The sequence below is a fragment of the Pseudonocardia sp. genome, from assembly GCF_050246655.1.
GTDB lineage: Bacteria > Actinomycetota > Actinomycetes > Mycobacteriales > Pseudonocardiaceae > Pseudonocardia.
Genome location: NZ_JBFWVQ010000134.1, coordinates 1 through 11,664, shown reverse-complemented (window position 1 = coordinate 11,664; position 11,664 = coordinate 1). Strand labels below are relative to the sequence as shown.

11 protein-coding genes and 1 pseudogene are annotated in these 11,664 nt (G+C 74.8%); 9 read left to right on the top strand and 3 right to left on the bottom strand.

Going from position 1 to position 11,664, the window contains the following annotated elements:
• Positions 1–29 precede the first annotated feature (29 nt).
• The gene (locus tag AB7J25_RS26900; protein ID WP_428513478.1) at positions 30–593 is read left to right on the top strand and encodes a hypothetical protein; all 564 of its coding nucleotides are present in this window, start codon (positions 30–32) and stop codon (positions 591–593) included.
• Positions 594–785: 192 nt separating this feature from the next.
• Here the strand turns inward: AB7J25_RS26900 and dtd are convergent, their stop codons facing one another.
• Complete coding sequence (dtd, locus tag AB7J25_RS26895; protein WP_428513476.1) at positions 786–1,211, bottom strand: D-aminoacyl-tRNA deacylase; 426 nt, start codon at positions 1,209–1,211, stop codon at positions 786–788.
• A gap of 7 nt (positions 1,212–1,218) precedes the next feature.
• Entirely contained in the window at positions 1,219–2,718 is a 1,500-nt protein-coding gene (locus AB7J25_RS26890) for a DUF7059 domain-containing protein (protein WP_428513474.1), read from the bottom strand.
• A 43-nt stretch (positions 2,719–2,761) separates the two neighbouring features.
• Here AB7J25_RS26890 and AB7J25_RS26885 point away from each other — a divergent pair, with 43 nt between their 5' ends.
• From AB7J25_RS26885 to AB7J25_RS26855, 7 genes are all read left to right on the top strand, one after another.
• Positions 2,762–3,400: an HhH-GPD-type base excision DNA repair protein gene (locus tag AB7J25_RS26885; protein ID WP_428513472.1), complete on the top strand. Its 639-nt coding sequence runs from the start codon at positions 2,762–2,764 to the stop codon at positions 3,398–3,400.
• A 26-nt stretch (positions 3,401–3,426) separates the two neighbouring features.
• Entirely contained in the window at positions 3,427–3,867 is a 441-nt protein-coding gene (locus tag AB7J25_RS26880; RefSeq protein WP_428513470.1) for an ArsR/SmtB family transcription factor, read from the top strand.
• Positions 3,864–4,175 carry a DUF3099 domain-containing protein gene (locus AB7J25_RS26875; protein WP_428513468.1) on the top strand — a complete coding sequence of 104 codons (312 nt, stop codon included), beginning with the start codon at positions 3,864–3,866 and terminating at the stop codon, positions 4,173–4,175. Before AB7J25_RS26880 ends, AB7J25_RS26875 begins: the two co-directional genes overlap by 4 nt.
• Before the next feature lie 179 nt (positions 4,176–4,354).
• Positions 4,355–4,843, top strand: a complete 489-nt coding sequence (locus AB7J25_RS26870; protein ID WP_428513466.1) for a DUF3145 domain-containing protein — start codon at positions 4,355–4,357, stop codon at positions 4,841–4,843.
• A 56-nt stretch (positions 4,844–4,899) separates the two neighbouring features.
• Positions 4,900–7,941, top strand: coding sequence for a bifunctional [glutamine synthetase] adenylyltransferase/[glutamine synthetase]-adenylyl-L-tyrosine phosphorylase (locus tag AB7J25_RS26865; protein ID WP_428513484.1), 3,042 nt, complete (start codon positions 4,900–4,902; stop codon positions 7,939–7,941).
• Between the two features lie 90 nt (positions 7,942–8,031).
• Positions 8,032–8,670, top strand: coding sequence for a LysE family translocator (locus AB7J25_RS26860; protein WP_428513464.1), 639 nt, complete (start codon positions 8,032–8,034; stop codon positions 8,668–8,670).
• 26 nt (positions 8,671–8,696) lie between these two features.
• Entirely contained in the window at positions 8,697–9,128 is a 432-nt protein-coding gene (locus tag AB7J25_RS26855) for a GlcG/HbpS family heme-binding protein (protein ID WP_428513462.1), read from the top strand.
• Between the two features lie 125 nt (positions 9,129–9,253).
• On the opposite strand, the pseudogene AB7J25_RS26850 reads toward AB7J25_RS26855, so the two are convergent.
• Positions 9,254–10,768 (bottom strand): annotated as a pseudogene (locus AB7J25_RS26850) (MFS transporter); the annotation flags it as partial.
• Positions 10,769–10,859: 91 nt separating this feature from the next.
• Here AB7J25_RS26850 and AB7J25_RS26845 point away from each other — a divergent pair.
• Positions 10,860–11,664 (top strand): EamA family transporter (locus AB7J25_RS26845; RefSeq protein ID WP_428513460.1); only part of this gene is annotated, 805 nt, incomplete at its 3' end.

Here is an 11,664-nt window from a genome sequence, read left to right as displayed (position 1 = left end):
GCGACGATCTCTCGCCTAGGGTCCCGGGCATGGCACGCGCACTGGTGACGGGGTCGGGGGAACGGGTGGCGGCGGTGGCCGCCCTGCTGGAGAAGGAGGGTCACGAGGTCCGCACGGCGACGGGGCCTGACGAGCTCGACAACCTCTCCGACCTCGGTGGCGTCGCCCACTACATCCAGCTGCCCTCCCGGGTGCACCCCGTCGGGGACAGCCTGGTCGGCCGCGTGCGGTCCTTCCTCTCCGACGGCCTGCTCGGCCGCTTCGCCGTGGTCGACCAGGTGCTGCCGGCCCTCGCGGACGGCGCCACCGTCGTGCTCGTCTCCGGCAACACCCCCGACACGGCGCTGCCCGACGACCACCGCTCCCGCCTCGCCCTGCTGCACGTCCTCGCCCACGCCACCCGCGCCGAGCTGGGCGGTCGCGGCGTCGACGTCGTCGTCGCCTCCGGCGACCGGCACGACGAGCAGATCGTCGGTTATGCGCTGCACGGCGGCGAGGACGCCACCGCGCGGCTGTCCGCCGATGCCGTCACCGACGAGCAGTACGAGGACTGGCGCATCGAGACGATGGGGTTGCGCTCGGGGCTCGCCTGATCTGTCCCGCACCGGGCACCCGCACCCGCACCGGCACCCGCGGCTGGCCCTCGGCCCCGCTCGGCTTCCCCGCGCGAACGGCCCAGATGGGACGTCCTATTTCCCGTACGGGCCGTTCGCGCGGCGGGCCGGCGGGGGTCGCGCGGCGGGCCGGCGGGGGTCGACGGCCGCGTCAGCCGTCGAGCGGCCGGGTCACACGTCGATCAGTACCGTGAACGGCCCGTCGTTCACGGACTCGACGGCCATCCGCGCGCCGAACACCCCCGTCTCCACGTGGGCGCCGCGCTCCCGCAGCGCGGCCACCACGGCGTCGACGAGCGGCTCCGCGTGCTCCGGGCGGGCCGCGGCGGTCCAGCTCGGGCGCCTGCCCTTGCGCGTGTCGCCGTAGAGCGTGAACTGGCTGACCACCAGCAGCGGCGCGCCCGCCTCCGCGCAGGAGCGCTCGCCGTCGAGGATCCGCAGCTCGTACAGCTTTCGGGCCATCACCGGTGCGGCGGCGGCGGTGTCGTCGCGGTGCACCCCGAGCAGGACCAGCAGCCCGGGGCCGTCGACGGCGCCGACGACGGCCCCGTCCACCGTCACCGAAGCGCGCGACACCCGGGTCGCCACCGCCCTCATCGGGCCCTCATGCGGGCACCAGCAGGCCGTGCCGGACGAGCTCCCGCACCGCCGGCAGCGTCGCCGCCGCCAGCGCGTCCACCGGCCGGTCCTGGGCGATCGCCAGCAGCTCCAGCAGCTCGCCGAGCGCGAGCACCCCCTGGCAGCCGGCGAGCAGCGCGGCGGCGGGGGAGTCCACCTCGTGGCGCCAGCGCGGGCCGTCGCGCCGGACCACCGCGGCACCCTCGTCCTGCCAGCCCTCCGGGCCGGGGACGGCGAAGCGCTCCAGCAGCGCGGAGTCCGCCAGTTCGAGGCGGGCGCCGAGGAGTGCGGAGTCGGTGGCGTGGGCGCGCAGCCAGTCCACCCGGTCCAGCCAGCCCACCACCTCCGGCCCGAGCGGGTCGGCGAGCGCGTCCGGGAGGTCCTCGAACACCACCTGCGGCGGGCCGTCCGTGCGGCGCAGGGTGATCAGCCCGAAGCCCACGGCCTCGACCGACCGCGCGGCGACCCAGTCCAGCCAGGCGCCCGCGCGTGTGCGGGCCTGCGGGGAGCGCAGGTCCAGCCCGGCGTCGCGCAGCCAGGTTCCGACGTGCAGCGCCGGATCGGCGATCTCGCGTTGCACGATCCACGCGTCGACGCCCTCCGGCAGCCAGGAGCGGACGCGGTCGGGCCAGTCCTCGCCGCGCACGTGCAGCCACGAGCCGAGCAGCTGCGCCACCCCGCCCGGTTCCAGGTACCGCGGCAGGGCGCGGACCAGGCGCGCGAGCGCCGCGTCGCCGTCCTCGCCGGAGTCCCGGTAGACGTAGTCGACCCGCGCCGGCCCGACGACGAACGGCGGGTTCGACACGATCCGGTCGAACCTGCGCTCCGCCACGGGCGCGAGCCACGGCCCGTCGAGCAGCTCGACGTCGAGGCCATTCAGTGCGAACGTCGCCGCGGCCAGGGCGAGTGCTCGCGGTGCCACGTCCGTGGCCGTGACTGCGCGGGTGTGGGTGGTGGCGTGCAGCGCCTGCACGCCGCAGCCGGTGCCGAGATCGAGCAGCGAGCCCGCGGGGGTGCGGACGGTGGCGGCGGCGAGGGTGAGGGAGGCCGCGCCGACCCCGGTGACGTGATCGCGCTCCTGGCGGCGCTCGTCGAGGTCGGACAGGACCCACCAGTCGGTGTCCTCGTCCCCGTAGGGGCGCAGGTCGAGCGCCGCGCGCCAGCCGTGGGCGCCGGTCGAGTCGTCGCGGACGAGCAGGCCGGCCGCCGCGGCACCGTCCGGGTCCAGGACGCCGCGGACCTCGGCATCCGGCTCGATCCCGCCGAGCAGCAGCAACCGGACGAGCACGCCGAGCTCGCCCCCACCCGCGGTCGCGCGGAACGCGGGTTCCGGTTCGCCACGACCGAGCGCCGCGTGCGCCTCGGGGCCGAGCAGCGCGCGCACGCCCGCGGTCGTGTAGCCGACCCGGACCAGCGCGGTGCGCAGTGCGTCGCAGGTGGCAGCATCGAATCGGGTATCGAGTCGGGTATCGAACCGGGCCGGCACGGCGCCTAGGCTCTCACCCCGTAGCAGACCTGGAGGTGACCCGGTGGCGATCTGCCTCGCCCAGCAGCCGGACGCGGACGCCCTTCTGGACCGCGACCCCTTCGCCCTGCTCCTCGGCATGCTGCTGGACCAGCAGTTCCCGATGGAGCGGGCGTTCGCCGGGCCGGTGCTGGTGGCGCAGCGGCTCGGCCGGGAGACGCTCGACGTCGACGAGCTCGCGACCTACGACGAGGGCGCGCTCGTGGAGGTCTTCCGTGGCCCGCCCGCGGTACACCGCTACCCCGGCTCCATGGCCCAGCGCACCCGGGCGCTCGCGGCCGTGATCGTCGAGCAGTACGACGGGGATGCCGCCAACATCTGGCGCGACGTCACCGACGGCGGGGAGCTCTTCGGCCGCCTCGCCGCCCTGCCCGGCTTCGGCAGGCAGAAGGCGCAGATCTTCACCGCCCTCCTGGGCAAGCAGCGCGGCGTCACCCCGGAGGGCTGGCGCGAGGCGGCGGGCGGGTACGGCGAGGACGGCGTGCACAAGTCCGTCGCGGACGTCGTGGACGCCGCATCGCTCGTCCGGGTGCGCGACTACAAGCAGGAGCAGAAGGCGGCGGCGAAGGCGGCCAAGGCGGCCGGGACCGCAGCGGCCGACCGTGCAGGGAGCGCGCCGAGAGGTCCTGCTGGCCGCCCGTGATCGCGGCGGAGCGATAGCATCGCAGAATGCACCGGGTTCCGCAGACACGCCGCGGTGCGCGGATCATCGATCCCGACCAGGTGTGCGACGCCACCGCCGTCCTCGCCAATGGCGAAGGACTGCGGGACACCGCCGCGATCCTGGACGCGCTCGGCGACGTCGGCCGCCTGTCGATCCTGCTTGCGCTCCACCACGCCGGAGATCTCTGCGTCTCCGATCTCGCCGTGTCCGTCGGGATGAGTGACAGCGCGGTCTCCCACGCGCTGCGCCTGCTGCGGGCCCAGCGCATGGTCACCGCCCACCGGGACGGCCGGCTGGTGCGCTACCGCGTGGACGGCGAGCTCACCCGGCGGCTGCTGGACGTCGTCTCGCCCCGCACGGTGGGTGACGTCCGGTTGCACCACAACGCCGACACTGCTGCGAGCGAGGTCAGGTGGCACGATGGGGGCCTGGAGGTGCAGCCGTGAGCGAGCCGCATCGGACGGATCCCGTCCTGATCACCGACGCCCCGCCGTCGCCGGAGGCCGAGCTCGCGGCACGCAAGCGCCGGTACACCGTCATGATGAGCATGCGGGTGCCGTTCATGATCCTCGCGGCCGTCTTCTACCAGACGCCGTGGCTGGCCGTCGGCCTGCTGGTGCTGTCCATCCCCCTGCCGTGGATGGCGGTCCTGATCGCCAACGACCGGCTCCCGCGGAAGGCTGAGAAGGTCAACCGCTACCGGGGCGAGCGACGCGAGATCGAGAGCGGTGAGCACCCCGTCATCGAGGGGTGACACCCCGCGTGCCGATCCGGGGTTGATCGGGACGACACGCGGTGACGGTCCGACACGCCGGGTGATTTGGCGGTCGGCACCCCGGCCCGGCAGACTGTGTCCCGCACGTGAGCCCGCTTCGGGTCCGTCGCGCGAAGAGGACGTAGGGGAAGACGTTCCTCGTCGAGCGGAGGTCTGCAGTGAGCACACGCGGCGTGGTGTTCGTCCACTCGTCGCCGACTGCGGTCTGCCCGCACGTCGAGTGGGCGCTTTCCGGCGTGCTCGGAACACGGGTGTCGCTGGAGTGGACCCCGCAGCCTGCCTCTCCAGGGCAGCTGCGGGCGGAATGCACGTGGTCCGGACCCGTGGGCAGTGCCGGCGCGCTCGCCGCTGCGCTGCGCGCCTGGTCCATGGTGCGGTTCGAGGTCACCGAGGAGCCCAGCTCCGGGGTGGACGGCGAGCGGTTCTGCTACACACCGCAGCTGGGGTTGTGGCGTGGCCGTGCGAGCGCCAACGGCGACATCGTCGTGGGCGAGGATCAGCTGCGGGCCCTGCTGTCGGGCGTGCCGGTCGGGCAGGTGCCCGGTCGGATCCGGGAGCTGCTGGGCTCCGCCTGGGACGAGGCGCTGGAGCCGTTCCGGTTCGCCGGTGACGGCGCCCCGGTCACCTGGCTGCACCAGGTCGGGTAGCAGGAGCCCGCCGCCGACGAGGGATCCGCCGCGGCCCCGTCGTAAGGCAGGATGCGATCGTGAACGATCGGCGGCCGAGACCTTCGCTGGCACGGCTGGGGCTCACCGATCAGCGCGCCGAGAGCGTGCTGGAGAAGCTGGGCTGGTGGTCCGGCGACACCCCTCGCGACGAGGAACACGCCCCCGTGATGTGGGCACTGGCCCGCAGCCCCGACCCGGACCTCGCGTTGCGCGGGGTCGAGCGCCTCGCCGAGGCGGTGTCGGACTGGACCGAGCTGGACACCGCGCTGCGCACCGAGGTGGCACTGCGGGGGCGGCTCCTGGCCGTCCTCGGCAGCTCCACGGCGCTGTCGGACCACCTCGTCGTGCACCCGGACCGGTGGCACCGCCTCGCCGGGCCCGAGCGGATCCCGGGCGCCGATCTCGCGGCGTGCACCACCGCGCTGCTGCGGGCCGTCGGCGCCGACCCGGCGGCCCCGCCCGCGGGCGCACCCGCTGGCGGCGCGGCGGCGCTCACCGGTTCGGAGGCGGTGAACGCGCTCGGCACCGCCTACCGCGACGAGGTCCTCACCCTGGCCGCTGCCGATCTCGCCGCCGTGGGGGAGCCGAGCCTGCCCGTACTGGACGTCGAGGACGTCGCCGGCCGGCTGGCCGACATCGCCGAGGCGGCGCTGCGGGCCGCGCTCGCCGTCGCGCTGGCCGAGCTGGGCGGCACCGACCTCGGCCGCCTGGCCGTCATCGCGATGGGCAAGACCGGCGGCCGCGAGCTGAACTACGTGAGCGACGTGGACGTCGTCTTCGTCGGCGAGCCGGGCGCCGACAACCCCGCCGGCATGCAGGCCACCACCCGCTTCGCCACCCGCCTGATGCGCATCGCCGGGGAGGCGTGCTTCCAGGTCGACGCGAACCTGCGCCCCGAAGGGCGCCAGGGCGCGCTCGTGCGCACCCTCGACGGCCACGTCAGCTACTACAAGCGCTGGGCGAAGACCTGGGAGTTCCAGGCCCTGCTCAAGGCGCGCCCCATCGCCGGGGACGCCGAGCTGGGCGCGGAGTACGCCAAGGCCGTCGCGCCGATGGTGTGGAGCGCCACCGAGCGTCCGGACTTCGTCGTGGACGTCCAGGCGATGCGCCGTCGCGTCGAGGAGCACGTCCGGCCCGACCACGCCGAGCGCGAGCTGAAGCTCGGGCCCGGCGGGCTGCGCGACGTCGAGTTCGCGGTGCAGCTGCTGCAGCTCGTGCACGGCCGCACGGACGAGACGCTGCGCTCCCCGTCGACGCTGCAGGCCCTGCACGCGCTGGACGTCGGGGGCTACGTCGGCCGCGAGGACGGGGCGAACCTCGCCGCCTCGTACCGCTTCCTGCGCCTGCTGGAGCACCGGCTGCAGCTGCAGCGGATGCGCCGCACCCACCTGCTGCCGCCCCCGACGGACACCGCGGCGCTGCGCTGGCTCGCCCGCGCGGCCCGCATGCGGCCCGACGGTCGCCACGACGCCACCGGCGTGCTGCTCGCGGAATGGGCCCGCAACGCCCGCCGGGTGCGGCGGCTGCACGAGAAGCTGTTCTACCGCCCGCTGCTCACCGCGGTGTCGCGGCTGCCGGCGGACTCCGCGCGGCTGTCCCCGGACGCGGCGAAGGCCCGACTCGGTGCCCTCGGCTGGGCATCGCCCGAAGGTGCGCTCAACCACCTGCGGGCGCTCACCAGCGGGGTGTCGCGGGCCGCGGCGATCCAGCAGACGCTGCTGCCGGTGCTGCTGGACGAGCTGGCGCTCAGCCCCGACCCGGACCGGGGCCTGCTCGCCTACCGGCGCGTCTCCGAGGCGCTCGCCAACACTCCCTGGTACCTGCGCCTGCTGCGGGACGAGGGGGCTGTCGCGCAGCGGCTCATGAAGCTGCTCGGCACGTCCGCGCTGGTCCCGGACCTGCTGGTGCGGGCGCCGGAGGTGCTGCGGATGCTCGCCGAGCCCGTCAAGGGGCAGGCGGACGAGCTGACGAAGGACCCGGTCGAGGTGGCGACGTCGATCCGCGCCACCGTCGCCCGCCAGCCCGATGCGGACAGCGCCGCCGCGACGGCCCGCTCGCTGCGCCGCCACGAGCTGCTGCGGGTGGCGTGCGCTGACCTGCTCGGCCTGGCGACAGTGGCGCGGGTCTGCGAGGCCCTCACGACGGTCTGGGTCGCGGTCCTGCAGGCCACCCTGGACGCCGTCGTGCGCGCGGCGGGCCCGGCGCAGGCGCGGATCGCCGTGATCGGCATGGGCCGCCTCGGGGGTGGCGAGCTCGGCTACGGCAGCGACGCGGACGTGATGTTCGTCTGCGAGCCGTTGGGCGGGGCGAGCGACTCCGAGGCCGTGAAGTGGTCGACCGCCGTCGTCGAAGGGGTGCGGCGGCGGCTCGGCACGCCCAGCCCGGACCCCGCCCTCGTGATCGACGCGGACCTGCGCCCCGAGGGCCGGCAGGGGCCGCTGGTGCGCACCTTCGAGTCCTACCGGGCCTACTACGCACGCTGGTCGGAGGCGTGGGAGGCGCAGGCACTGCTGCGGGCGCGCCCCCTCGTGGGCGACGAGGAGCTCGGGCGGCGGTTCACGGCGCTGATCGACCCCATCCGCTACCCGGCCGAGGGGCTGGAACACGCGGCGATCACCGAGATCCGGCGGATCAAGGCGCGTGTCGACACCGAGCGGCTGCCGCGCGGCGCGGACCGCAGCACGCACACGAAGCTCGGCCTGGGCGGGCTCGCCGACGTCGAGTGGACGGTGCAGCTGTTGCAGCTGCAGTACGCGGGCGACATCCCGGAGCTGCGCACGATGTCCACCCTGGACGGGCTGGCGGAGGCCGCTGCGGCAGGCCTGCTCACCTCCGACGACGTGGCGGCGCTCGTCGCGGGCTGGACGACGGCCACGCGGGCGCGCAACGCGGTGATGCTGGTGAAGGGCAAGCCCGGCGACCAGCTGCCGCGGTCGGGGCGGGAACTGGCGGCCGTGGCGGTGGCGATGGGGTACTCGCCGGGCGGGGATCCGGGGGTGTTCCTCGACGACTACCGGCGCGTGACCAGGCGGGCGCGGGCCGTCGTCGAGCGGGTCTTCTACGGCGCGCCGGGGTGACCGTCGAGAACGACCTTGTGCTGATCAACAGGGCCTCTCGGGCTGCACAACGTCGTTCTCGACGGGGGACCGGGCGACTAGCGTGAACGGGTGCCGTCCGTGCAGACCCTGGTCGCGTTCACCCTCGCCGGGATCGTCCTCGTCGTGATCCCCGGGCCCAGCGTCCTGTTCATCGTCGGGCGGGCGCTCGCCCACGGCCGCCGGGCGGCGCTCACCAGCGTCGCCGGGAACACGGTGGGCGCCTCGCTGGTGGTGGTGGCGGTCGCGTTCGGCCTGGGTGCGGTCGCGGAGACGTCGATCGTCGTGTTCACGGCGCTCAAGCTCGTGGGGGCCGCGTATCTGGTCTACCTGGGCGTGCAGACGTTCCGGCACCGCCACGGGCTGCACGCCGTGCTCGGCGCCGTCGATCCGGGCGGGGACCGGCGCCTGTTCCGCCAGGGCGTGATCGTCGGGGTGACCAACCCGAAGGTGCTCGTGTTCTTCTCGGCGTTCCTGCCGCAGTTCGTCGATCCCGCCCGAGGCGACGCGATGGTCCAGATCCTGGTGCTGGGGTTGCTGTTCGCGCTGATCGCGAGCCTGCTGGACAGCGCGTGGGGGCTCGCGGCGGGCACGGCCCGGGCCTGGTTCGTCACCTCGCCGCGGCGGCTGTCCTGGGTCGGCGGGATCGGCGGGCTGACCCTCGTCGGTGTGGGTGCAGGGCTGGCGGTGTCGGGGCGTCCGGCGACCTGAGCGTCCGTGCACCAGGATCACCGGCCATGAGCATCTCCCTGCAGCAGGCCCAGACCGTCGTCCGCGCCGCGCTGGAGCACGGCACCGGGCACGGGTACAAGCCGCTCACCGTCGCCGTCCTGGACCCGGGCGGGGCGGTCGTCGCGCTGGCGCGCCAGGACGGCTCCGGGCACCTGCGTCCGGATGTCGCGGTGGCGAAGGCGTGGGGCCTGCTCGGGCTCGGCATGACGAACCGGGCGGTCGCGGCACGCGCTGCGGAGTCGCCGGAGTTCTTCCAGGCCGTGAACGCGCTGGCCGGCGGGCGGCTGCTGCCCGTGCCGGGCGGGGTGCTCGTCCGGGATGCGGGTGGGGCGCTGCTCGGTGCGGTCGGGATCAGCGGGGACCTCTCGGCACACGACGAGGCCGCCGCGATCGCGGGGATCGCGGCGGCCGGGCTGGTGGCAGAGACGGGGGAGTAGGCGGTCCGGCCTCAACAGCAGGCCGGTTCCGGGGTGGCCGGACCGTCGGGCACCGCGCCGGGATCGGTGGCGAGCACCGTATCGATCCCGGCGGGTGCCGTCGGGTCGGCGCCGTCGGCTGACCCGCCGCCCTCCGCCCCGGGCCGCCGCAGCGCGACGGCGGCCAGGACCACGAGGACGGCCGCGAGACCCGCTGCGATCAGCGCCGTCAGGTGCAGGCCCGCGACGAACCCCTCCCGGGCGACGGCCAGCACCGACGACGCGAGCGGCCCGGGCAGCCCGGCCGCGACGTCCACGGCGCCGCCGAGAGTGTCGCGGGCGGCTCCCGCGGCCTCGGCGGGCACCGCTGCCGGCAGGCCCGCCGTGACGTGCCCGCGGTAGACCGCCAGACCGATGCTGCCGAGCACCGCGAGCCCCAGTGCCCCGCCGAGCTCGGCGGCGGTCTCCGAGACACCTGTGGCGGCGCCCGCCTTCTCCGGCGGTGCCGAGCCGACGATGAGCTCGGTGGTCAGCCCGAACACCGGGCCAATGCCCACGGAGATCACGACGGACGCGGCGATCAGCGCACCCAGACCGTCCTCGACACCTGCGCCGAGCAGCAGCAGGAGCCCGGCACCCGCGATCGCGAGCCCGCCCGCCACCAGCCGCGAGACGGCGACCCGCCGCGCGAGCCACGGCGTGACCTGCGACGCCGCCACGAACGCCACCGCGGACGGCAGCGACCACAGGCCGGCCTCCAGCGGCGTCTGCCCGAGCACGAGCTGGAGGTACTGGGCCACGAAGAGGAAGTAGCCGATCATCATGAAGATCGCCAGGAAGTTGACGGCCAGCGCCGCGTTGAACGCCCGGATCCGGAACAGCGAGACGTCGATCATCGGGTCGGCCAGGCGCCGCTGCCGCCGCGCCCACAGCATGCCGACGACGGCGCCCCCGGCGACCGCAGCGACCGGAGCGGTGCCGACGCCGTCCTGGGCCAGGTGCTTGAGCCCGTAGACCATCGCGAGCAGCGCCACCACGGACATCGCGGCGCTCGTGACGTCCAACCGTCCGGCGTCCGGGTCGCGGTACTCCGGCAGGACCCGCGGGCCGAGCACCAGGAGCAGCGCCATCACCGGCAGGGCCAGCAGGAACACCGATCCCCACCAGAACGCCGAGAGCATGAGCCCGCCCAGTACCGGCCCGATGGCGCTGCCCGCGGAGAACGCCCCGATCCAGACGGCGACCGCGGTGGAGCGCTCGCGGGGGTCGCGGAACATGTGGAAGATCAGCGACAGCGTGGACGGCGCGATCGTCGCGCCCGCGATGCCCAGCAGCGCGCGAGAGGCGATGAGCATCTCCGGGGAGGTCGAGAACGCCGCGACGACCGACATCAGTCCGAACGCCGCGGCGCCGACGAGCAGCAGCCGCCGCCGCCCGATCCGGTCACCGAGCGTGCCCATCGTGACCAGCGCCCCCGCGACCATGAAGCCGTAGACGTCGATGATCCACAGCAGCTGGACGCTGCTGGGCCGCAGATCGGCCGAGAGGGCGGGCACAGCGAAGTGCAGGACCGTGAGGTCCATCACGTAGAGCAGGCAGGCCAGGGCGAGAACGGCCAGGCCGATCCACTCCCGCCTGCCGGCCTTCACGGGGATCTCCATCGGTCTTCCTCCTCGGGTGTCGCCATGTGGACGTCCCGTGGCGGGTTAACTCATCGCGACCGCGCGGTCTTCCTTGATAGGGATGGATTCCGTGACGGTGGACGTGCAGCGGGGCACGGCGGCGGGCCTCGCCCTGGCCCTGGTGTCGGCGGCGTCGTTCGGGCTCTCCGGCCCGTTCGCGAAGGCGCTGATCGATGCCGGGTGGTCGGCGAACGGGGCGGTGCTCGTGCGGCTCGCCGGAGCGGCCGCGGTGCTCGCGGTGCTGCTGGCCGTGCTGCGGCCCGGTGTGGTGGCGGCGATCCGGCGTGACGGGCCGGCGCTGCTGCTCTACGGCCTGCTCGCCACCGGCGGGGTGCAGGTCGCGTTCTTCAACGCGGTGCGCTACCTGCCGGTGTCCGTGGCGCTGCTGATGGAGTACGCGGGTCCGATCCTGGTCGTCGGCTGGGTGTGGCTCGTGCGCCGCCGCCCGCCCACGGGGCGCACGCTCGCGGGCGGGGCGATCGCGCTCGCCGGTCTCGCGCTGGTCGTCGGCGTGTGGGACGTGGACGCGATCGTCTGGGCGGGTGTGGCGTGGGGGCTGTTCGCCGCGGTGTGCCAGGCGTCGTACTTCCTCATCGCCGACCGCGCGGACGCCGGCACGCCGCCGCTGGTGCTCGCAGGGGTGGGCATGGCCATCGGTGCGGTGCTCGTCGCGGTGCTGGGCGCGGTCGGGGTGCTGCCGGTCGTCGTGGACACCGCCGCCTCGCCCGTGCTGCTCGCCGGGGTGGACGTCGGGTGGGTCGTGACGGCCGCGCTGCTCGTCCTGGTCGCCACCGTGCTCGCGTACCTCACCGGCGTGATGGCCGTGGCCCGGATCGGTGCCACCCGGGGGTCCCTCGTCGCGCTGCTGGAGGTGG